This is a genomic window from Arsukibacterium indicum, from assembly GCF_019100565.1.
GTDB lineage: Bacteria > Pseudomonadota > Gammaproteobacteria > Enterobacterales > Alteromonadaceae > Alishewanella > Alishewanella indicum.
On record NZ_JAHRID010000007.1, the window covers coordinates 233090 to 255276 of the forward strand.

A 22187-nucleotide genomic window follows, 5' to 3' on the forward strand; every position below is an offset into this window, starting at 1 on the left:
TGAGTTATCGGGGCATAATAGCGCCTACTGCCTTTAATACTGCCGTGGCAATAAAGGTTGCTTTCCACGATAAACAGGGAACAGGTTGAGAGATGTCGGATTTTGACTTTAGTGCCTACCAGGGCTGGCTGGAACAGCACCCCGAAACCAGGTTATGGCTTAGCATTGGTTTATTGATACTGGTTGCCTGGCTGAGTAATTTCATTGTAAAAAAAGTATTAATCCGTGGCATTCTCCGCGCTTTGCGGGCCAGCGCCTATGGCCAGCATCAGGTTATCCAGCACTCTGCGTTTATCTCCCGGCTGGCCAACATTGTCCCGGCACTGATCATCTCTAAAGGTATTACGCTAATTGAAGGCGTGTCGGAAACCGTGACAACCATAGTAGTGAACGTCTGCAACGCCTTTGTGGTGCTGACGATTGCCCTAGCTATAGCTAATATTCTGACCCTGATTAATGCTATTTATGAGCAGGGCCCGGATGCGAAAACCAAACCTATTAAGGGCTATGTGCAGGTATTAAAAATAGTGGTGTTTACTGTCGCCCTGATTTTAATGATTGCTGCGCTGGTAGACCGCTCGCCGTTAATTTTATTATCGGGCCTGGGAGCAATGGCTGCGGTACTGATGCTGATTTTTCAGGACACGATATTATCGCTGGTTGCCAGTGTCCAAATTTCTTCCAATGATGTTATCCGGGTCGGTGACTGGGTGGAAATGCCGCAGCTTAACGCTGACGGTGACGTGATTGATATTGCCTTGCACACGGTAAAGGTGCAGAACTGGGATAAAACCATTACCACTATCCCCACCCGGCGTTTTATGACCGATGCTTTTAAAAACTGGCGTGGCATGCAGCAGTCTGGCGGCCGGCGGATAAAGCGCAGCCTGATGCTGGATCAGCAAAGCGTGCATTTTCTCGATAGTGAAGAGCGCAAGCATTTAACCCGCTTTAGTTTATTAGAGGACTATCTGGCGGAAAAGCAAAAGGAAATTGACAGTTGGAACAGCGAGTTAGCTGAACGGGGCCAGGAGCCGGTCAATACCCGGCGCATTACCAATATTGGTACTTTCCGTGCTTATGTGCAGCGTTATCTGGCCAGCCACCCCGGGGTGCGGCAGGACATGACATTAATGGCCCGCCAGCTTGCGCCTGGTGCCGATGGTTTACCGCTGGAAATATATTGTTTTACCAATACCACAGCCTGGCTGGCCTATGAGGGTATTCAGTCTGATATCTTTGACCATCTGCTGGCAATTTTGCCGGAATTTGGCTTGCGGGTGTATCAGCACCCCAGTGGCATGGATATCCGGGCGATTCAACTCAGTCGTCAGGATGATTAAACCCAAAGTAATTTAATAGCTATTGAGGACAAGGCGCTTGAGAAATCGGCGCCTTGTCCTCATCTAAAGGGCTGTGTTGTCACGTAGTTAATGCGCTACTGCGAAATAGTAGCAATGGCGCTGGCTTCTAATTCATAAAAGCGATGATATTAATTGATTTAATTCGTTTTAAAAAATTAAGATGTCTGGCTAATATAGCCAGCATTGAGAACGCGGAAATTTACCAATCTATTTATTAACCGAAAGGAGCAAGACTATGTCTTCAATTATCAATACTAAGATCAAGCCATTTAAAGCCACTGCATTTCATCAGGGCAAATTTGTTCCGGTAACCGAGCAAGACTTAGCTGGCAAGTGGGCAGTAGTATGCTTTTACCCGGCCGACTTCACCTTTGTTTGCCCGACTGAATTAGGCGACCTGGCTGACTTTTATGCCAAATTTCAGGAAATTGGTGTTGAAGTTTACTCAGTATCTACTGACACCCACTTCACCCACAAAGCGTGGCACGATGCGTCTGAAACCATCAAGAAAATCAACTACCCAATGATTGGCGACCCGACTGGTACCATTACCCGTAACTTCGGCGTAATGATTGAAGAAGACGGTTTAGCACTGCGTGGTACTTTCGTAATAAACCCTGAAGGCGAAATCAAAGTGGCTGAAATTCACGACTTAGGTATCGGCCGCAGCGCAGCTGAGCTGTTCCGTAAAGTCCAGGCAGCACAGTATGTTGCTAACCACGATGGCGAAGTATGTCCGGCCAAATGGACTCCGGGTGAAGCGACCTTAGCTCCATCACTGGACCTGGTTGGTAAAATCTAAGCAGTGCAGCAACCTGCAGTTTACTGCAGCGGGACCTGACTACAGCCCTTCTAAGAAGCTGTAGCTCAGCTTCCCTCTGCCAGACTACGGTTTGGTACCCGGGCAGGTAATGCCTGCCCGGACTATCCCGGATACTATGCTTACGGCCTGACAACTCAGGTTGAGGCTTTGTTACGCTGATTTTTATCGTCTTAATTTTTCTGGAGTTTTTTATGTTAGATACTAACCTGAAGCAAACACTTAAAACTTATTTGCAGAACCTGAAAACCGAGGTTGAGCTGGTGGTATCTCTAGACGATAGCGCCAAAGCCACTGAAGTAGAACAACTGGCTAACGATATTGCCGGTTTATCAGATTTAGTGTCGTTGCGTCGCGACGATGCTGCTATGGAGCGTAAACCTGCAATGCTGGTGCGCTCGGTAGCCAAAGATACCCACATTACCTTTGCCGGTGTACCACTGGGCCATGAATTCACCTCTTTAGTGCTGGCGCTGCTGCACTCTGGTGGTCACCCGATTAAGGTAGAAGCCGATACCATTGAGCAAATTCGCCAGTTACCCGGCAAATTCGAGTTCGAAACCTATATTTCCCTAAGCTGCCAGACCTGTCCGGAAGTGGTACAGGCGCTGAATATTATGGCCGCTACAAACCCGAACATTACTAACGTGATGATCGATGGCGCGATGTTTCAGGACGAAGTCAGCGAACGCAACGTTATGGCGGTGCCATCGGTATTTTTAAATGGTGAGCTGTTCTCGCAAGGGGCCATTACTCTGGAGAAAATTATCCAGAAAATCGACGTGAATGCCGAAAAACGCCAGGCTGAGGTGCTGAAAAGCAAAGCTGAGTTTGACGTATTAGTAGTTGGCGGTGGCCCGGCCGGTGCTTCTGCTGCTGTGTATGCTGCCCGCAAAGGTCTGAACACCGGTATTTTAGCCGAGCGCTTTGGTGGCCAGGTGGCAGACACCGTCGGCATTGAAAACTTTATTTCGGTTAAATATACCGAAGGCCCGAAGCTGGTTAATGCCTTAGAGGCCCACGTGCGGGAGTATGACGTGGATATTATGAATAACCAGCGCGCGGTTAAGCTAAGCAAAACCGACAAAGTTGAACTGGAGCTGGCAAACGGGGCGGTGCTTCGCAGTAAAACCCTGGTACTTGCGCCGGGTGCGCGCTGGAGAGAAATGAACGTGCCGGGCGAGCAGGAATATCGTGGCAAAGGTGTGGCCTACTGCCCGCACTGCGACGGCCCGCTGTTTAAAGGCAAAAAAGTGGCAGTTATTGGCGGGGGTAACTCCGGCATCGAAGCGGCTATCGACTTAGCCGGTATTGTTGAGCACGTTACCGTACTGGAATTTGCCGCCACGCTCCGAGCCGATGCGGTACTGGTGAAGAAAGCCAACTCAATGGGCAACATTACCATTATTACTGAAGCGCAAAGCACCGAAGTGACCGGTGACGGTAACCGGGTAAATGGTATTAATTACACCGACCGCAAAACTGGTGAGTCGCATCATGTTGAGCTGGCGGGTATTTTTGTCCAGATTGGTCTGGTACCGAATACCGAATGGTTGCGCGGTGCGCTGGAGTTATCGCCACGCGGTGAGATTATTGTCGACGAGCGCGGCCAGACCTCAGTACCGGGCGTTTTTGCCGCTGGTGACGCCACTACTGTGCCGTACAAGCAGATTATAATTGCCATGGGTGCTGGTGCCAATGCTTCCCTGGGTGCTTTTGACTATCTAATCCGGCATTAATCGCTGATCCGGCACTAAGTTAATATTTTAGTAAAACGGGATACCTCTCTCATCCCTCTTTGGCGGCAACCCTGGTTGCCGCTTTTTTTATTCACATTGCCGGTCGGTCACTTTCCATACTACCGGCTCCCAATACTTGGCGGGATCGGTTCTTTCTTCCGGTTTATCAATATAACGGCTGGCAAGGTGATAAACCTTATTGGGCTCAATCTTTAATTGCAAAACCTGGGTCAGCTGTTTTCTGCGCTCCCAAAGATCGGAGCGATTCCATCTGACTCGCGGTAACGCAATTTGCTCTGCTAGCTCAATATCCTGCAAACCGGTACCGACCTTTACTACATCTGTGCGACGATATGGCTCAGTCCTGAAATCCGTATCACCTGCCGCGCGAATAGCGGTCGGGAACAACTCCCGGGTACGGGGTGGGAAGTAAAATACTGAAACAAAGCCACAGCCGCCAGTTTGCAACGGCTTTGCGGTATCTGTAGTTTGCTCAGGGTTAATAACTAAGCGCCATGCCGGAATAGTCCGCCGGGTGACCGTGCTTTGGAGTTTGATAGCCTTGCCGGCACGGTTAACCCAGACATTAAAGGGCTTGCCCTCTTCAAAATCATTTAACAATGCCAACACATCCTCCAGACTGGTAGAATCAAGAGTCGCATTGTTAATTTGCGACACTTTATCCCCCACCTGTACCCCGGCTCTTTCTGCATCCGAATCCGGGGTTACCGCCAGTATTTTATGTTGCCGGTCCATTACCGCGCCAAAATGGTAGTAGTTACGGGCGGGCTCTTCAATAATTAGCGGGCCATCTTCTGCGGCATTGCCCGACGCCATTATTGCTGTCTGAACCGCTTCAATAATGTCCTGCGTGGCTTCTGGCTGCTGTGCATCCGCGCCCGTCACCCAAAGTGCAGTCATAACGGCGTAAAGCCGGGCCAGTTTTGATACTTTCATAAGGTATAAGTCCGTGGCTGAGGTTTATTCAGTTGCTGGCGCTGCGCTATTAAACGCTCAACCTGCTCATGATCGTTGCGAATAATGGATTGTTGAATTGCCACATCCAGCTTTTCCAGCTGATAGCGGTAAACCGGATCTGAGACTGCTAGCGGTTCGGGTTCAATCTGGCCGCTATACAAAATGCCACTTAATATACCAATAAACGCCAGGCTGGCGGCACTACTGAGCCACAGTGTAAGCTTGCGCCGTCTTTTATTGATACGTTGCTGTAGCTGCTGCCACATTAAATCGTCGGCAGTTTCCTGATGAGCGGCAGTTAAACGCTGACCTAGCAGTTCACTGAATTGTTGTTGCTTACTCATGGTTCGCCCTGCTCAAGTTGAGTTGCTAATTTAATTAAAGCCCGCCGGTATTGCTGCCGGACATTTTGCTCAGATAGTTTTAGCAACTCAGCCAGTTGCTGGTGGCTGTAGCCTTCAACGGCATATAACCACACTAATACCCGCTGCTGTTCAGACAGTACCGCCATAATGCGTTCAACATCATCCAGCCGGGTTAGCGAATCTATGGCGCTGTTCCAGCTTTGATCACAAATGTTGTCGCTCTCATTATCGCTAAGCAGCTGTTGCCGGTTGCGTTGACGCAGCGTATCCAGTGCCAACCGGATGCTAAGTTGTTTTAGCCAGCCACCTACTGCCAACGGTTGCTTAATATCTGCCAGGCAGGCAAATGCCTTAATAAAAATATCCTGGGTCAGGTCCCGGCCATCATCGGCAGAACCCAGCATGCCACTACATAAACGGAGCACCGCATCAGCAAAGTGGCTGTAAAACCGCTTTAAGGCGTCTGGCTGGCCGCGCTGGGCTGCTTTGATAATCTCAGGCGCTATTGGTCTGCCAAATCCGTGTGCTGACACCGGGTTTCCTTGTGCTGTTTTACTATAAGACGCTCTGGCATGACAAAGTGTGACATCGACGGGTGCATTTTCAGGATAACCGGCTGCGCCGTAATGGGTGGTCTGCCGGAACGCCAAGCTGATCCAGCATCTTGTGGTTAAGCTTTTTCGGATGCAGTGGCGGGATTACCAGGGTGGTGATCTGGTTCAGGGTTGCCTGCGGGAGTTCGGCTAAGCTGACTGGCTCGGCCCGGTACTGCCAGATTGGTAAGTCAGCGGCTTCATACAAAATCACCTGATGCGCTGGCGGGTACCATTGCTGCAGGTGCTGCACCAGAATTTCAATATAGCGGCTGTCGCTTTCCAGCCTGGCCAGACTAAAATCCCCGGCTATCGCCACCTGCCATAGCAGCAGGTAAGCACTGACATCAACAGTGCGCTGATAAAACAAAAACTGGCTGGCCTCAAACTGCTGACAGCCCTCAGCCATTGGGTCAATGCCCAAGTCAGCATATAAACAGGCATCGGCACCAATGCCGGCTTCCATTTTCGCGCGGTAGCCCTGGGCTTTCAGTTGGCGAATAGCCTCATGTGGCGGCCAGCTGGCAATACCGGGGTGGCCATAACAAGCCCACACCACGTTCTTGCCGGCAGTTACCGCGCCGATAACGGCATCCAGCATCGCCTGATAGCTTTTACTGCGTGGCTGGCCAGCTTGATAAAAAGGTTGTAAATCCACTAAGTTGGGGTTTATTTGCTGTAAAAAGCCGTTAAGGTAATGGCTATTGCTATGAAAAAATACGATATCAGCTGCCGCCAGTTGTTCGCGCGCGAGTATAGTCAGCTGGCTGCCCAGGGTGATCCCCAGCCCCAGACAAAGCAGGCTGCCGCGGCCTTGCTCAGCCAAAACTACTACCTTTGCTGGCAGCGGTGGGATAAACCATTATCCGGTTGCGACCACCGGTTTTGGCTCTATACAGGGCATCATCAGCTTGTTTTAACAAACTGTCAAAATCAGCGTTGCTGCTGGTTGCCACGCCAAAGCTGGCGGTTATCTGAATATGTTGGTCTTCAAACGGAATCACTAACTGCTCCAGACTGTGCCGGCATTGTTCCGCAATGTCTTCAGCATCAGCCAGGGCACAACCCGGTAAAAACAGCGCAAATTCTTCGCCGCCAATTCGCGCCAGAATATCCTGCTGGCGAATTTGTTCCTGACAACACTGGGCAATAGCACTTAGCACCTTGTCACCGGCGGCATGGCCGTATTGATCATTAATTTGTTTAAATAAATCAATATCAAACACAATCAGGCTGCACTCACCTTGCTGGCGCCGATTACCTAAGTGTTTACTGACCGCTTCATTAAAATAACGACGGTTAAATAAGCGGGTTAAAAAGTCGGTAGTGGCCAGCCGGTTCAGCGCCACCCGCTTGCTATTTAACACATAAATCACCAGTAGCAATAGTGTCAGCAAAGCAAAGGAGATTAACAGGGTTTTGAGTTTTTCATCTTTTTGCAGCTGGCTTTCCAGTTGCAGCAGCTTGTTTTTATTTTCCAGTAACGCCAGTTTATTTTCACTTTCCATAAAATCGGCCTGCGCCAGATGGTAGGCCACGCTGCGCTGCTTAAATTCGTCAATGTAGCTGTTTAGCGCGGCGATATGTTGTTTATAGGCCGCAACAGCTGCCACTGTGTTGTCTGTTTTCTCGTAAAGTTGAGCCAATAATAGCAGCGTTTCATTTTCAATCCGACTGTCGCGCAGGCGCTGGGCCAGTTGCTGCACTTGCTGCAATTCAGCCTCGGCAGCCGGAAAATCTTCCAGTTGCAGCTGGGCATATCCCAGATGATAGCGGGCCCGCAGGATGGCATAAGGAAAACCGATTTTTTGCAAATCAGGCAACATTGCTTGCATGCTGGCTTTGACTGCCGTGGGATTGGTATATATCTCTACTTCTGCTTTAAATTGCTCAAGGGTATGAGCCATTAACGGCTCATTCGCTTGCCAGCAGCCTTGCTTGGCACTTGTTAGAAGCTTGTCTGGATAACTCTGCCCAAGCCTGACCAGCGCATGGACTTGTAAAACTTCACTGATACACTTATTACGGGCCGAATCTGACACTTCACTAATCTTTTGCGCGTACTCAAGTGCTTTATCATAAACTCCGGCACTGATATGTAACTGAGTAGCGACGGTGTATACGTTTGCGCTAAGGTTAGCATCAGAATTGGATTTTGCATCTTGCAGGGCTTGATAGAGATAGCTGTAAGCTAGCTGGTGTTGTTTAATTGCCTCGTACATATTTGCCAACAGTAAGTTAGCTTTTATTCTGCTTTCGGAATAGGGACTATCGTCCAGAGATTTAGCTAATTCAATGGCTGCATCCAATTCGCCTTTTATCGCAAACAGATATGATTTAACAAAGGTATATTGGTGCAATTGCTGCTGACTCATCTGCTCAGTCTGCAACGCCAACTGATCAATTATATGCTGACTTTGTTGAGGTGTGCCGGTGCGGCCTTGTTCAGCCAGATCCAGCTGACTTTGAATGTTATTATTGGCACAAAGTAAAGCAGGCATACATAAAAGTACACCTGCTAATAAGTATTGTAGTGCCCGCTGGCACATTATTTTACCGGGAAGAAAAAAGTAACTGCATGAGTTGTTTTACCGCTCAGCTGTTCTACCTTGGCTTTATCTGCCGTTAACACTGCTTCCACCTCATGGCTTTGAAGGCCATACTTTTGCATAGTGGCTGCAGGGTCATTCAGGTAATCCTGCTGTAATGTTGGGTTGCTTGCTAAATCACTAATAAACTGGCTAAGAGTCGACATATTAAATCCTTTAAAATTGCTGCGCTGATTATTTTTGTTTAGATATTATCGCCCTTCTATGACAGAAGTGGCTGCTATTGCTGATATTTTACCCATCTAATGTAATGGAAATACCTGTTGTTAACAACTGTCGCGTTTCTAAAACCCCAGTATAAAGAGTGGACTATTAATTCCGTTTGGTTATATATGAGCGTGATAAGCTATTTTGCGAATGGTGCAGGCAGCGCTATGCTAAGCATTAGTTAAAGCTGACCGTTTCAGCTAGCGGAGCCGCAGTGCAATATCTTCCTTTATTCGTTAAATTGACCGGTAAACCGGTGCTGATTGTCGGCGGCGGCGCTGTAGCGCTGCGCAAAGCCGGTACCTTGTTAAGCGCCGGCGCTAAGCTTTATGTGATATCGCCCGAGTTTGCTCCGGAATTTATTGAATGGCAACAGCAGGGTAAAGCCGAGCTTATTACCGGTTATTTCAGCCCTGAACTATTAGACGGCAAGCTGCTGGTGATTGCCGCCACTGATAACGACAGCGTTAATGGCGCTGTGTATGACGCAGCAACCGCACGCAATATGTTGGTAAACACGGTAGATGATCAGCCCAAATGCGGCTTTATCTTCCCGTCGATTATCGACCGTAACCCGATTATTATTGCCATTTCCAGCTTTGGTACCGCGCCGGTGCTGGCCAGGCGCTTGCGGGAAAAGCTGGAAACCTTACTACCCCAGCATTTAGGGCCCCTGGCCCAGCTGGTCGGCCGTTTTAGGGATCAGGTAAAAGCCAAAATTAAAGGCTTTGCCGCCCGCCGTCAGTTCTGGGAAAAAGTGTTTAACTCCGATGTGGTGCGTGATGTCCAGGCTAATCAGCTACCACAGGCCGAGCAACGACTGAGTGCGCTATTGGCAGAGCCGCAGCAACTGGCTGGTGAGGTTTATGTGGTTGGTGCCGGGCCGGGCGATCCGGAGCTGCTCACTTTAAAAGCGCTGCAGTTAATGCAACAAGCGGATGTGGTGGTGTATGACTATTTAGTATCGCCGGAGATTATGCAGCTGGTACGCCGCGATGCGGAGCTGATTTGTGTTGGTAAAAAAGCCGGTGCGCATTCGGTGGCACAGCAGGATACCAATCAGATTTTGATTGATTTAGCCCTGGCTGGTAAGAAAATCTGCCGCTTAAAAGGCGGCGACCCCTTTATTTTTGGCCGCGGCGGCGAGGAAATTCAGGCACTATTGCCGCACAATATTGCCTTTCAGGTGGTACCGGGTGTTACTGCCGCCGCTGGTTGTGCCGCTTATGCCGGGATCCCGCTAACCCATCGCGATCATGCGCAAAGCGTGCAGTTTGTTACCGGCCATTGTCGTAAAGACGGCAGTGAGCCGGACTGGCAGAGTATGAGTACCCCGAACCAGACGGTAGTGATTTATATGGGTTTGATGAAAGCGGCCTATATCCAGCAGCAGCTGATAAGCGCCGGACGTGCGGCAACCACCCCGGTAGCGATTGTTGAAAACGGTACCCGGCTGGAGCAGCGGATTATTACTACAGAGCTAAGTGAACTGGCTGAGCGGGTTAGCAGCGAGCAGGTACAATCGCCGGCGCTGCTGATTATTGGTGAAGTGGTCAGTTTACAACAGCAGCTGCACTGGTTTGGCGCCAGGCCGCAAAGCCCCGTGTTTGCCCAGCCGCTAACCCGGCTGCGCTAAATCTGATAAGCTAGCCAGACTGATTTTTCGCTATTATTTCCTGACAACCTTCAAGGACGACCCTATGACAGCAACCTTATTGCCGGCCATTATTCAGATTGCCGAACAGGCCGGCGAGGCCATTTTAGCCATTTATGGCCGCGACCAGGCTGATTTTAATATCAGTGCCAAAAGCGATGACTCCCCGCTGACTGCTGCTGATATGGCAGCGCACCGGCTTATTGTCGCTGAGCTTGCAAAACTAACCCCGGAGTTACCGATTTTATCGGAAGAAGCGGCTGACATTAGCTGGGATATTCGCAAAAGCTGGCAGCGTTACTGGCTGGTCGACCCGCTGGATGGCACCAAAGAGTTTATTAAACGTAATGGCGAATTTACCGTGAACATTGCGCTGATAGATAACGGTGAGCCGGTATTAGGCGTAGTACATGCACCGGTACTGGCCAAAACCTATTACGCAGCCAAAGGTGAAGGTGCTTTTTTAAAGCACGCCGGAAATGTCAGGCCGATAAAGGTAAACCAGGCCAGCCGCGATCAATTAGTTAAAGTAGTGGGCAGTCGTAGCCACCCCAGCCCCGATTTAGCCGGCTATCTGGCCCAGTTTGATCAGCATGAAATGGTGCCGGTTGGCAGCTCGCTGAAGTTTTGCCTGGTGGCCGATGGCACCGCCGATGTCTATCCGCGTTTTGGCCCCACCATGGCCTGGGACACCGGCGCCGGCCATATTGTTGCCACTGAAGCCGGCGCCACCGTCAGTTTCGACGGTATCAGCGGCAAGGTGTATCAGCGGGAGCAGCTGCTTAACCCGAACTTTATGGTATCAGCACTCGTCCAGGCAACAGGCGACTAAACCGCGCCAGTGCGGTACACTAGCCACCTTATTTACAGGTGGCTAGTGTTATGCGTTTAGATAAATTTATATGTGATTGTACCGGCCTGACCCGTAGCCAGGCCGGCAAAGTTATTCGCCAGAAACTGGTGACGATAAACGGCGAGCTGGTTAAACAGGCTGCGTTGCAGGTTAACAGTGACGATAAGGTGGTAATGGATGGCCAGCCGCTGGCGATCATTGGCCTGCGTTATCTGATACTGCATAAACCAGCCGGCTTTCTTTGCGCCAACGATGACCCGGATCATCCTATCGTGTTCAGTTTACTGGATGAACCTTTAGTTGAGCGGCTGCACACCGTTGGCCGGCTTGATTTAGACACCACGGGCCTGCTACTGCTGACCGATGATGGAAAGTGGTCGCACCGGATCAGCTCACCGAAACATCATATTGCCAAAACCTACCGGGTATGGACTGCCGATCCAATCAGTGCTGATGCGGCCAGCCAATTTGCTGAGGGCGTTATGCTACGCGGCGAAAAAGACCCAACTTTGCCGGCGCAGCTGGAGATTGTTAGTGAGCGCGAAGCACTACTGACCATTCATGAAGGGCGGTATCATCAGGTAAAACGGATGTTTGCCGCTATTGGTAATAAGGTAGAGCAACTGCACCGTGAAAAAGTTGGTGGTTTGCAGCTGCCGGCAGATTTAGCCGAAGGCGAATATCGGGCGCTTACCGCTGCCGAACTTGAGTTATTGAAGTAGACAGAATTGCCATAATACGCTTATGTAAAGGTGTAATTGCCTTAATATTGAATTTGTTATGTTAAAGCACTTAATGTGTTTAACGTTGCAAATAGGGTTTGTTTGGTTTTTTCATTGTGCAATTTTGTAAAATATCTATTATCATTAATGGCCGTTGTGCTATTGCTGGCTAATAATCTATTGGCAGCGTTATTTATTGCGATAGTCAAATTTCAATGTGGTAGTTATGGAGTAACCACAAGTAACATACAAGGAGGAGCATCATGTCGCCTGCCATGATTAATAAAATCCGTAAGTCTCCCTTACGGTTTTTTGCAGTATTTTCGTTAAGTGCTGTATTGGCAATGTCTGTTCAGGCAGAGCCAAACGAAGAAGAAGATGAACTGGCCCGTGCTCAAGCCCAAATGAATTCTGAAGTGCTGTCTAAGCCTTTTTTGGCAGAGAAACCAGAAGAAGTTGATAAATACATAAAAAGTATGCTCGAGCAAAATATTAAGCCGGAAGAGTATAAAGGCAGACATTGGCGCAAGGGCTATACCTGTCGTGACTTACTGCGATACAACTGGACTGAATACAGAAATTGCCAGTATTACTATCGCTATCATGGTCGCTACTACTACTAACCGATAGTTTCAAACAATACCTAAAATAAAGGGAACTTAAAATGATCAATACTATTAAAACCGGCCAGCTGTTCGTGGTAATTCTATTAATGTTTGGATTATCGGGTTGTGCCGCAGTTCATACCTCTATCAGCAAGCGCGATTTAGACGTACAAACTAAAGTCAGTACCTCAATTTTTGTTGCACCAGTGCCACAAGACCGGCGGAAAATTTATTTAGAGGTTCGCAGTGCGGTAATGGAGTTCGACCGCAACGCCTTCAGAACGGCTCTTAATCAGCAAATAAGCCAAAGCGGCAATGGCTATACCTTTACCGATGACCCGGAAGAAGCTCAATACACCATGAGTGTGTTTGTGCGTCAGTTAGAAAAAGCATCGCCATCTGCTGCTGAAAATGCTCTGCAAAGTGGTTATTCTGGTGCCGGCATGGGTGCTGCTGCAGCTGTTGCGACCGGCTCTGGCTATCGCGGGGCGGCTGGTGGCGCTTTGGTTGGTGGTTTAATTTCTACCGCGGCGGATGCTTTTGTCAAAGATGTTACCTATTTATTGGTCGCAGATATTCAGATCCAGGAGCGTGCTAAAAAAGGTGTGATTGTTCGCCGGGATTCTAAAGTTAATGCCAAAATTTCAGATGATGGCGCGACAACCACCACCTATTCTGAAGCGTCTAATTTGAAAGAGTATCGCACCCGAGTGGTTACAACGGCCAATAAGGCTAACCTGGAGCTGGCAGAAGCTCAGCCGCTGATGTTCGAAAAAACCGCTTATGCTATGTCATCGTTTTTCTAATTAGATATGACAACCTAGCAGTAAAAAGCCGGTTTTAAGCCGGCTTTTTTACACGCGTTTTTTAGTCTATGCTCATTTCATGCTAATTCAGCATGAAACTATTAAGGGATTACTATGAATTTTATCGCTTTTTTAATTATCGGCGCGCTGGCGGGCTGGATTGCCGGCAATATTATGAAAGGTAAGGGCTTTGGCTTATTAGGCAATATGCTGGTGGGTATTGTCGGTGCTTTTGTTGGCGGTTTTTTGTTTGGCTTACTGGGCCTGGCATCTTATGGTTTTATCGGCTCGCTGGTTACCGCGACCGTTGGGGCGATAGTGCTGATTTATGTGGTGAGCTTAATTAAAAAAAGTTAGTTATTTTAGTAACGATAAGCGCTACGGCCAGATTCAGAACAAATCCAGTGATTCACCTTGTTCTGGCAAATCCTGCTCTTTTTTCGCTTTGCCATTCAGTCTGGCGCGACGCTGGCTTAGCAGTTTCAGGATATGCGCCCGCTCGGCAGCGGGCTTCTGATGCCAGTTAAAACGTTCGTCCCGCGAGCGCAGGCAACCGAGGCAATAACCCCGGTTATTGCTCTGACACACCCCGATGCAGGGGTTAGGTATGTCGAATAGCTCCAGCTGATCCACAAGGCTACCGCACTGGCTGATGAATAGTCTTAGTGTACGTTGTGTCCAGCCAAAGGTGCAAATATCGAATGGCTTTAGGCTTTACGAACCGGTTTACGCACGCCGACACGCCGTAAATACATCCCTGTAGGCTCGTTTCCGCCCGTCCAGGGCTTCAACGGTCGGCTTAGCGTAAGCCGGTTCTTAATCCGATATAATCGAAATCCAATCAATTATTTTTAGCCAGATCACAAAAATCGGTTGACTTCAGACTGATAGACGGCTATTTCTAATAGGCAATTGCTCTGTAAAACAGAGCCGAATAACAAAAATGAATTCAACCAAGAAAATAAGTAAGAATCAAATTATGCGTTTAGCTGCTGTTCTGAACATTATTGTCCTCGTGGTCGTGGTGATTATTAATCTCCGCGGGGGCGGTGTTTTGGAAAAATAAAGTAGCTTAAGGCGAAATCCAACAAAACCCCCGCTCCGCAAGGACCGGGGGTTTTGTCGTTTCAGGGCATGTGAAAATAACGGGTAGCAAGAGGTTTAGGATGAATGGCGCAGAGTTGGTATTAAAAGTGTTGCAGCAGCAGGGGGTGGATACCATTTTTGGTTATCCCGGCGGCGCTATTATGCCTATTTACGATGCAATTTATGCCAGCCCGGTCAAGCACTACCTGTGCCGGCACGAACAGGGCGGAGCGTTTTCGGCCATAGGCTATGCCCGCAGCTCGGGCAAGGTTGGGGTGTGCCTGGCAACTTCCGGCCCTGGCGCCACTAACTTAATTACCTCGCTGGCCGATGCCATGCTGGACTCGGTACCGCTGGTAGCGATTACCGGCCAGGTATCGCAGGTGGTAATGGGTACTGATGCTTTTCAGGAAATCGATGTGCTGGGCTTAAGTTTAAGCGTGACCAAACACAGCTTTATGGTACGCAGTGCTGATGAGCTGGCCGCAACGTTAAATGATGCTTTCGCTATTGCCCGCAGCGGCCGCCCTGGCCCGGTATTGGTTGATATTCCGAAAGATGTGCAACTGGCAGAGGTCAATGTACCTGAATTTGCCGCTAAACCAGTGCCGCAATCTATAAATACCTCTTTGGCGCAAAGTGCCCAGGCCCGCCAGCTGATTAGCAATGCCAAAAAGCCGATGGCGTATATCGGCGGTGGCGTACATATGGCGGGTGCGATGCCACAGTTGCAGGACTTTTTAGCAAAGTGCCCGATGCCATCTGTTACCACGTTAAAGGGCATGGGTTCGGTGGCGAAAGACAACCCCCATTACTTAGGTATGCTGGGTATGCATGGCACTCAGGCCGCAAACTTGGCGGTGCAGCAGTGTGATTTATTGGTATGTTTGGGTGCCCGTTTTGATGACCGGGTTACCGGCAACCTGCAAAAATTTGCGCCCAGCGCCAAAGTAATCCATGTCGATATCGACCCGGCGGAAATCAACAAAGTGCGCTTTGCTCAGGTGTCGTTTCTGGGTGATATGCGGCAAATTCTGCCAGCCATAGCCAGCAACACCAATTGCAGCGACTGGTTAGCCCATTGCAGCAGCTTAAAGTTGCAACACGGCTGGCGCTATGATCACCCGGGCGAGCGTATATACGCGCCGCTGATGTTAAAACAGTTGAGCGAGAGGATGCCGGACAACAGCGTGGTATGTTGCGACGTCGGCCAGCACCAGATGTGGGTAGCACAGCATATGCGCTTCAGCCACCCGCGCAATCATCTGTCCAGCGGTGGCCTGGGTACTATGGGTTTTGGCCTGCCGGCAGCAATAGGCGCAAAATTAGCCCGGCCGCAGGATACGGTGATTGCCGTATCAGGTGACGGCTCTTTTATGATGAACGTGCAGGAACTGGGCACCATTAAACGGTTCAGGTTGCCGGTGAAAATCGTCATTATCGATAACCAGCGCCTGGGCATGGTAAAGCAGTGGCAGCAGCTGTTTTTTAATGAGCGCTACAGCGAAACCGATTTATCCGACAACCCCGATTTTGTTGCATTGGCCGCTGCGTTTGCCATACCCGGCCACAGTATTACCCGCAAAGATGAAGTTGAAAGCGCGCTGGAAGCCATGTTTACCTGGCCCGGCCCCTATTTACTGCATGTAAGAATTGATGAAAAAGATAACGTCTGGCCATTAGTACCGCCGGGTGCCGCGAATGAAGATATGATCATGGAGAGCAACTAATGAACCATACCCTGACCATCACCACCAATAATGAATCCAGCGTGGTTGAACGTTTATTACAGGTTACCCGCTATCGCGGTTATCAGTTAGCCGGCCTGGAGCTGACTCCACTGGCAGAAAAAGCCGGCTTGTCGATCACGCTAACCGTTAGTAGCGATAAGCCGATCCATTTACTGACCAGTCAGTTGCATAAACTGTATGACGTACGCGATTTGCGGTTGGCCAGTGCCGACATAGCCGCGCTGCGTGCCTAAACTAATAGAAACAACTTATTAATTACGGAGTACCTGATGCCAAAGTTAAGATCCGCCACTGTTACCGAAGGCCGCAATATGGCAGGAGCCCGTGCGCTGTGGCGAGCCACCGGTGTTAAAGACACTGATTTTGGCAAACCCATTATTGCTGTGGTGAACTCGTTCTGTGAGTTTGTGCCAGGCCATGTGCATCTGCGTGATTTAGGCAAACTGGTGGCTAAAAGCATTGAAGAGGCCGGCGGTATTGCCAAAGAATTCAACACCATAGCCGTAGACGATGGCATTGCCATGGGCCACGGCGGCATGCTGTACAGCCTGCCGTCACGCGAGCTGATCGCCGATTCGGTCGAGTATATGGTCAATGCCCACTGCGCTGATGCGATAGTGTGTATTTCGAACTGCGACAAAATTACCCCGGGCATGTTAATGGCCGCTATGCGCTTAAATGTGCCCGCCATTTTTGTTTCCGGTGGGCCAATGGAAGCCGGTAAAACCAAATTGTCCGAGCAGATTATCAAGCTGGATTTAGTGGATGCAATGGTATCAGCGGCCGATCCTAAGGTCTCTGACAGCGACAGTGAACAGATTGAACGCAGTGCTTGCCCAACCTGTGGCAGCTGCTCGGGAATGTTTACTGCTAACTCAATGAATTGTCTGGTAGAAGCCCTGGGTTTAGGCCAGCCAGGTAATGGCTCGCTGCTGGCGACCCATGCTGATCGTAAAGAACTGTTTGTGCAGGCCGGTTTCCGGATCATGGAGCTGTGTAACCGCTGGTATAAGAACGATGATGCCAGCGCCTTGCCGCGCAGTATTGGTAATAAAACGGCATTTGAAAATGCCATGATGCTGGATATTGCGATGGGTGGCTCGACCAATACGGTACTGCATTTGCTGGCCGCGGCGATTGAAGCAGAAGTGGATTTTACCATGGCGGATATCGACCGTTTATCCCGCATAGTGCCGCATTTATGCAAAGTGGCACCCTCTACCCAGAAATACCATATGGAAGATGTCCATCGTGCCGGTGGCGTAATTGGTATTCTGGCAGAGCTGAACCGTGCCGGGTTGCTTAACCCGGATACGCCGCATGTAGCGGGTAGCTCGCTGGGTGCAGTGCTTGAAAAATGGGATTTAAAAACGAATCCGTCCAAAGAAGTGCAACAGTTTTATGCTGCCGGCCCGGCTGGCATTCGCACGACCCAGGCGTTTTCACAAAGTTGCCGTTATCCTTCGGTGGATGATGATCGGGTGGATGGCTGCATTCGCAGTAAAGCACATGCTTACTCGCAGGATGGCGGCCTGGCAGTGCTGTTTGGCAATCTGGCACCACAGGGCTGTATTGTAAAAACCGCTGGGGTTGAGCCGGAGAACCTGGTATTTACCGGCCGCGCCCGGGTATTTGAAAGCCAGGATGAGGCGGTAGAGGCCATTTTAAAAGGTAAGGTAGTGGCGGGGGACGCGGTAGTTATTCGCTACGAGGGCCCGAAAGGTGGCCCGGGTATGCAGGAAATGCTGTACCCGACCAGTTATTTAAAGTCGATGGGTTTAGGCAAAGCCTGTGCCTTGATCACTGACGGCCGTTTCTCAGGCGGCACCTCGGGTTTATCGATTGGCCATGTCTCGCCGGAAGCGGCCAGTGGCGGCGCTATCGCGCTGGTAGAGGAAGGCGACACCATCGAGATTGATATTCCCCAGCGTAAAATCGGCATTGCCATCAGTGATGAAGAGCTGGCAAAGCGCCATGCCCAGATGGATGCCTGGGGCAAAAAAGGCTGGAAGCCACAGAACCGGCAGCGGGTAGTAAGTACAGCGTTAAAAGCTTATGCCTTGCTGGCCAGTAGTGCAGATAAAGGTGCAGTAAGAGACTTAAGTAAACTGGAAGATTAAAACCTGAGCTGCAGGCTACAAGTAAAATATAACCGGAGCAACAATGAACAACCTGGCAATAGTCCAAGCAGAGCAGACAGATACCGAGTTAATGCAGCAGTATCTGCGCGAAATTCTGCTGTCGCCGGTTTATCAGGCTGCAGTGGAAACCCCGCTGGATGGCATGAACAAACTGAGCCAACGGCTGGGCCATACTGTGCTGCTAAAACGCGAAGACAAACAGCCTGTGTACTCGTTTAAACTACGCGGTGCGTTTCATAAGCTGCATAAAGTTAAGCAGCAGAGTCCCAACGTCAGTGTGGTGTGTGCCTCGGCCGGTAACCATGCTCAGGGCGTCGCCCTTTCTGCCAGCAAGCTGGAGATAAATGCCACTATCGTGATGCCAATCACCACCCCGGAAATTAAAGTCGCTGCTGTTCGGGCATTGGGCGGCAATGTAGTGTTGCACGGCACCGCCTTTGACGAAGCTAACAGCTATGCCATTAAGCTGGCCAATACTGAAGGCGCTATTTATATTCCGCCGTTTGACGATAGCGATGTTATTGCCGGTCAGGGTACGGTCGCCAAAGAGCTGTTAAGCCAGCATAATCAGCTTAATGCGGTGTTTATTCCGGTGGGTGGCGGCGGGTTAATGGCTGGTATGGCGGTGTATATTAAGGCCATTCAGCCTAATGTGCGGGTAATAGGCGTTGAGCCGGAAGATGCTGCCTGCTTAAAAGCAGCCCTGACCGCCGGTGAGCCGGTTACCCTGCCACGAGTGGGCTTATTTGCCGATGGTGTGGCGGTAAAACGTATTGGTACCGAAAACTTTAACCTGGCCAAACGCTTTTGCGATGAAGTGGTTACTGTATCAAGTGATGAAATATGCGCAGCAATTAAAGATATTTTTGACGATTTGCGCGCCGTCGCTGAACCAGCCGGCGCGCTGGCGCTGGCAGGACTGAAGAAATATAGCCAGCAATTAACTAACAGCACGTTAAGCAAACCGCAGCAATTCGCTGCAGTGTTAAGCGGTGCCAATTTAAACTTTGATACGCTGCGTTATGTGTCTGAACGCTGTGAGCTGGGTGAGAAAAAAGAAGCAGTATTTGCGGTGACTATTCCGGAAGAAAAAGGCAGTTTCCGCCGTTTCTGCCAGACCCTTGGCGGCCGTGCCATCACCGAGTTTAACTACCGTTATGCCAGCGATAATAAAGCCCATATTTTTGTCGGTATTAAACTGCGCCATGGCCAGCAGGAGCTTGATACAGTAACCAAATTGCTGAGCGACGCCGGCTATGATTATCAGGACTTATCCGACGACGAACTGGCCAAGTTGCACGTGCGGCATATGGTTGGTGGCATGCCACCACGGCAGCTAAGCGAGCAGGTGTATCAGTTTAATTTTCCGGAATATCCGGGTGCGTTAATGAATTTTTTAAACACGCTCGGCGAGCATTGGAATATCACTTTATTTCACTACCGTAACCACGGTGCCGCGACCGGCGATGTGCTGGCCGGCTTTGAAGTGGCCCAGCACAGTGATATCGCCGGCCATTTAGATAAACTGGGTTATCAGTATCAGCAAGTCAGCAATAACCGCAGTTATCAGGCGTTTTTAACCGCGGGCTAACAAATTTCTTGCTCAGATCCAGGGGCGCAGTTAAACTTTGCGCGTTTTTTAAACAGGAGAAAACAGATGAGTAAATCAGCGGCAACCGAGCATGGCCGCGGTGAAATCCGCGATAATGCGATTAAAGCCTTAGTCACCAGCAAGTTGTTTCAAACCAGGGTGGTTAAAGCGAAAAAGGGTAAAGGCTCCTACAACCGGAAAGGGCGTAATTCAAAAGATTACGCCCTTGTTGTTTTGGTCAGTCGCTACAACTTACTTGCTTAGTTACATCGCTGTGCCGAACGCCTCGCTTAACAAATTCGAGTAACCAACACCATAACGGTGCTTTTTATTGCTTTTCACCTGTATCCGGCTAACAATTACCGAGTTAACGGAGATATACCTATGCCAAGCCCGCTTAAAAAAGATGATGCCCATAAACTGATAGATCAGCTGCCTGCTGACGCTACCTGGGACGACCTGATGGAACAGATTTACGTGCGTCAAGCGATAGAGAATGGCTTACGTGACAGCGAGCAGGGCAAATTGCAAACTGTGCAGGAAATCCGGCAAAAATACGGATTGGCTGAGTAAACGCGCTAAATGAAAGTACTCTGGTCTGCTAACGCTGCAGAACACCTTGATGCTATTTTTCAGTACATTGCTGCAGACTCAGTAGTCTATGCCCTTAAAACAGTCGATGAAATAACCCGTCGGTCAGAACAAATCGCAGAACACCCTTTATCTGGCAGAGTCGTGCCCGAGTATAATCAAGTTCAAATTCGTGAAGTGCTTTATCGGGATTACCGGATTATTTATTACATCAGACTTGAGCAAATTGAGGTGCTGGCAGTAATTCGAAGCAGAATGCAGTTAACAGATATCGAGTAGCCGGGCTTGATCAAGGCATAAAGGTAAAGATTACGCCCTTAGTGTCTTGGTGAACTGCGAACTGAATGATTGCCTGCCTAACCTTGCTCGCGGTCAATCTTGGCGATAATGCTATCCAGCACCATTAAATCATTCGCCTTTTCCATATATTCAACGCTATCTTCATCCAGTTTTAGCAGTTCAGCGCGTTCAGCAGCTATTTGTCTGACCAGGCATAAGCGGATATGACGTAATTCTACAGTTGAGAACATAGCTCACTTACCTCGGATTTAGGGGGGCATAAAAAACTTGGAATTGCGGCAGATTTCAGATGTTTCAACTTTTCAATATACAGTATGGATAGCGCAGCTTTGCTTGCAGAGACTCCAAAGTCAGTTGTCGCTACTATGAACCTGACTAACGATGCTATCAATATCACTGAATAGAACTTTAAATTCCTCAAAACAATGTGCGTCCAATGTTTTGACTACTCTCTCTGCAAAATCATTTTTACCGCCAGTAATTTTTGGGACGGGAGAAATAGGTAATAAGTCTAGTTGTATCGCACTTAACGGTAAGTCAATTTTTACGCCATTAGAAACTAAAGAGATATCGAGCTCCGTAAATAGTCCTTTACCATTTTGATCCTTAAAGCATGTATCTTCAAATAGGAATTCAATACACACACAATCTGGAGTATTTTGACGAAACTCTGGGACTGGTAGCAGTAAAGCAAAGGCAAAACCGTTTTTATGAATTTTTAGTCGATGGTTATTTGGGGCTTGATCAAAATTTCTGAGTTTTTTAAAGCAGTCTAAACCTTCCTTATCGTGATCAAAAATTGCAATGTATATCTTTTTATCCTCGAAATGGATTGATTCAATCATTTTGCTCAAATTTGGACAACCTCCATTTGTTACGTGAGGTTTAGAGATGTTGTCACAAGGCCGAATTATGTAATTTGGCTTTTTAGAGAAAATTTTCTCGTAAGCAGTGTCTAAGATTGATTTATCAGTTTTACCCTCAGTTAAGACAATAGGTCTTTTTTCATTAGCTGCATCAGACTTAAGCAAAACCATTTGTTCTTTTATGTATTCAAGCTCAGATATCTTTTCAGAGTACTTTTTATGAATTTCTTTATGTATCTCTATTATCCCAAGTTCATCTTGAAGTTTTTCGAAGTGATCCGTATCGCTCTCAGCGTCAATGTTTACTACCTTTGACTCATTGTTATCACTGATAACTCTATAACGTGCCGCTGAATTGCTTGTTAAGGAAATAAATGCTGGTGAATGGCTAGTCACAAATATCTGGATATTCCGGGAATATCGTTGTTCAAAGTCGGAAGCCAACTTTGATGCGTGCGTATATTCCAAATGTAGTGGTCAAGTAAAATTGGCCACGGTTTTATAGTAAAGCCAGTATCTTTTCTCTGACTCATTTGGTGTTAAACC

25 protein-coding genes are annotated in these 22187 nt (G+C 48.8%); 16 read left to right on the top strand and 9 right to left on the bottom strand.

All coding sequences use genetic code 11. The annotated features are described in order from the left end of the window. Positions 1 to 92: 92 nt before the first annotated feature. The 3 genes from KQY15_RS15105 (at position 93) to ahpF (ending at position 3923) form a co-directional block, all read left to right on the top strand. On the top strand, positions 93 to 1343 hold the full coding sequence (locus KQY15_RS15105; RefSeq protein ID WP_217670621.1) for a mechanosensitive ion channel family protein: 1251 nt from the start codon (positions 93 to 95) through the stop codon (positions 1341 to 1343). A 256-nt stretch (positions 1344 to 1599) separates the two neighbouring features. Further along, positions 1600 to 2166 (top strand): alkyl hydroperoxide reductase subunit C, encoded by a 567-nt coding sequence (gene ahpC, locus KQY15_RS15110; RefSeq protein WP_217670623.1) that lies wholly within the window; start codon positions 1600 to 1602, stop codon positions 2164 to 2166. Positions 2167 to 2378: 212 nt separating this feature from the next. Next, positions 2379 to 3923, top strand: a complete 1545-nt coding sequence (ahpF, locus tag KQY15_RS15115) for an alkyl hydroperoxide reductase subunit F (RefSeq protein ID WP_217670625.1) — start codon at positions 2379 to 2381, stop codon at positions 3921 to 3923. An 87-nt stretch (positions 3924 to 4010) separates the two neighbouring features. On the opposite strand, the gene KQY15_RS15120 is transcribed toward ahpF, so the two are convergent. The 6 genes from KQY15_RS15120 to KQY15_RS15145 all read right to left on the bottom strand — a co-directional run bounded on the left by KQY15_RS15120 (position 4011) and on the right by KQY15_RS15145 (position 8614). After that, positions 4011 to 4880 (bottom strand): PDZ domain-containing protein, encoded by an 870-nt coding sequence (locus KQY15_RS15120; protein WP_217670627.1) that lies wholly within the window; start codon positions 4878 to 4880, stop codon positions 4011 to 4013. Next, entirely contained in the window at positions 4877 to 5245 is a 369-nt protein-coding gene (locus tag KQY15_RS15125; protein WP_217670629.1) for a DUF3379 domain-containing protein, read from the bottom strand. Before KQY15_RS15125 ends, KQY15_RS15120 begins: the two co-directional genes overlap by 4 nt. Then, positions 5242 to 5799 (bottom strand): RNA polymerase sigma factor, encoded by a 558-nt coding sequence (locus KQY15_RS15130; RefSeq protein ID WP_217670631.1) that lies wholly within the window; start codon positions 5797 to 5799, stop codon positions 5242 to 5244. The genes KQY15_RS15125 and KQY15_RS15130 overlap by 4 nt, the downstream gene beginning before the upstream one ends. 70 nt (positions 5800 to 5869) lie before the next feature. Further along, positions 5870 to 6685, bottom strand: coding sequence for an SAM-dependent methyltransferase (locus KQY15_RS15135; protein WP_217670633.1), 816 nt, complete (start codon positions 6683 to 6685; stop codon positions 5870 to 5872). Then, positions 6678 to 8360, bottom strand: a complete 1683-nt coding sequence (locus KQY15_RS15140; RefSeq protein WP_217670635.1) for a tetratricopeptide repeat-containing diguanylate cyclase — start codon at positions 8358 to 8360, stop codon at positions 6678 to 6680. Before KQY15_RS15140 ends, KQY15_RS15135 begins: the two co-directional genes overlap by 8 nt. 47 nt (positions 8361 to 8407) lie before the next feature. Then, entirely contained in the window at positions 8408 to 8614 is a 207-nt protein-coding gene (locus KQY15_RS15145; protein WP_217670637.1) for a hypothetical protein, read from the bottom strand. A gap of 275 nt (positions 8615 to 8889) precedes the next feature. Here KQY15_RS15145 and cysG point away from each other — a divergent pair, with 275 nt between their 5' ends. The 6 genes from cysG (at position 8890) to KQY15_RS15175 (ending at position 13672) form a co-directional block, all read left to right on the top strand. After that, complete coding sequence (gene cysG / locus KQY15_RS15150; protein ID WP_217670639.1) at positions 8890 to 10311, top strand: siroheme synthase CysG; 1422 nt, start codon at positions 8890 to 8892, stop codon at positions 10309 to 10311. Positions 10312 to 10375: 64 nt separating this feature from the next. Beyond that, positions 10376 to 11161, top strand: a complete 786-nt coding sequence (gene cysQ / locus KQY15_RS15155; RefSeq protein WP_217670641.1) for a 3'(2'),5'-bisphosphate nucleotidase CysQ — start codon at positions 10376 to 10378, stop codon at positions 11159 to 11161. A 50-nt stretch (positions 11162 to 11211) separates the two neighbouring features. Further along, positions 11212 to 11904, top strand: a complete 693-nt coding sequence (gene rsuA / locus KQY15_RS15160) for a 16S rRNA pseudouridine(516) synthase RsuA (protein ID WP_217670643.1) — start codon at positions 11212 to 11214, stop codon at positions 11902 to 11904. A gap of 263 nt (positions 11905 to 12167) precedes the next feature. Continuing rightward, positions 12168 to 12527 carry a hypothetical protein gene (locus KQY15_RS15165; RefSeq protein ID WP_217670645.1) on the top strand — a complete coding sequence of 120 codons (360 nt, stop codon included), beginning with the start codon at positions 12168 to 12170 and terminating at the stop codon, positions 12525 to 12527. Positions 12528 to 12568: 41 nt separating this feature from the next. Continuing rightward, positions 12569 to 13315, top strand: coding sequence for a complement resistance protein TraT (locus KQY15_RS15170; RefSeq protein ID WP_217670647.1), 747 nt, complete (start codon positions 12569 to 12571; stop codon positions 13313 to 13315). Positions 13316 to 13429: 114 nt separating this feature from the next. Next, positions 13430 to 13672: a GlsB/YeaQ/YmgE family stress response membrane protein gene (locus KQY15_RS15175; protein WP_217670649.1), complete on the top strand. Its 243-nt coding sequence runs from the start codon at positions 13430 to 13432 to the stop codon at positions 13670 to 13672. Between the two features lie 33 nt (positions 13673 to 13705). Here the strand turns inward: KQY15_RS15175 and KQY15_RS15180 are convergent, their stop codons facing one another. After that, the gene (locus tag KQY15_RS15180; RefSeq protein WP_217670651.1) at positions 13706 to 13948 is read right to left on the bottom strand and encodes a DUF1289 domain-containing protein; all 243 of its coding nucleotides are present in this window, start codon (positions 13946 to 13948) and stop codon (positions 13706 to 13708) included. Positions 13949 to 14481: 533 nt separating this feature from the next. Between KQY15_RS15180 and ilvG the strand changes: the two genes are divergently transcribed. The 7 genes from ilvG (at position 14482) to KQY15_RS15215 (ending at position 20754) form a co-directional block, all read left to right on the top strand. Next, on the top strand, positions 14482 to 16131 hold the full coding sequence (gene ilvG, locus KQY15_RS15185) for an acetolactate synthase 2 catalytic subunit (protein ID WP_217670653.1): 1650 nt from the start codon (positions 14482 to 14484) through the stop codon (positions 16129 to 16131). Continuing rightward, positions 16131 to 16385, top strand: a complete 255-nt coding sequence (ilvM, locus tag KQY15_RS15190) for an acetolactate synthase 2 small subunit (protein WP_217670655.1) — start codon at positions 16131 to 16133, stop codon at positions 16383 to 16385. The genes ilvG and ilvM overlap by 1 nt, the downstream gene beginning before the upstream one ends. 36 nt (positions 16386 to 16421) lie before the next feature. Further along, positions 16422 to 18272 carry a dihydroxy-acid dehydratase gene (ilvD, locus tag KQY15_RS15195; RefSeq protein WP_217670657.1) on the top strand — a complete coding sequence of 617 codons (1851 nt, stop codon included), beginning with the start codon at positions 16422 to 16424 and terminating at the stop codon, positions 18270 to 18272. A 43-nt stretch (positions 18273 to 18315) separates the two neighbouring features. Further along, positions 18316 to 19884 (top strand): threonine ammonia-lyase, biosynthetic, encoded by a 1569-nt coding sequence (gene ilvA / locus KQY15_RS15200; protein WP_217670659.1) that lies wholly within the window; start codon positions 18316 to 18318, stop codon positions 19882 to 19884. A 66-nt stretch (positions 19885 to 19950) separates the two neighbouring features. Next, the gene (locus tag KQY15_RS15205) at positions 19951 to 20148 is read left to right on the top strand and encodes a ribosome alternative rescue factor ArfA (protein ID WP_217670661.1); all 198 of its coding nucleotides are present in this window, start codon (positions 19951 to 19953) and stop codon (positions 20146 to 20148) included. A gap of 120 nt (positions 20149 to 20268) precedes the next feature. Further along, complete coding sequence (locus KQY15_RS15210) at positions 20269 to 20457, top strand: hypothetical protein (RefSeq protein ID WP_217670663.1); 189 nt, start codon at positions 20269 to 20271, stop codon at positions 20455 to 20457. A gap of 9 nt (positions 20458 to 20466) precedes the next feature. Next, positions 20467 to 20754, top strand: coding sequence for a type II toxin-antitoxin system RelE/ParE family toxin (locus KQY15_RS15215; RefSeq protein WP_217670665.1), 288 nt, complete (start codon positions 20467 to 20469; stop codon positions 20752 to 20754). 77 nt (positions 20755 to 20831) lie between these two features. On the opposite strand, the gene KQY15_RS15220 is transcribed toward KQY15_RS15215, so the two are convergent. After that, the gene (locus tag KQY15_RS15220; RefSeq protein WP_217670667.1) at positions 20832 to 21005 is read right to left on the bottom strand and encodes a hypothetical protein; all 174 of its coding nucleotides are present in this window, start codon (positions 21003 to 21005) and stop codon (positions 20832 to 20834) included. Between the two features lie 120 nt (positions 21006 to 21125). Further along, positions 21126 to 22037 (bottom strand): hypothetical protein, encoded by a 912-nt coding sequence (locus KQY15_RS15225; protein WP_217670669.1) that lies wholly within the window; start codon positions 22035 to 22037, stop codon positions 21126 to 21128. Positions 22038 to 22187: the final 150 nt, after the last annotated feature.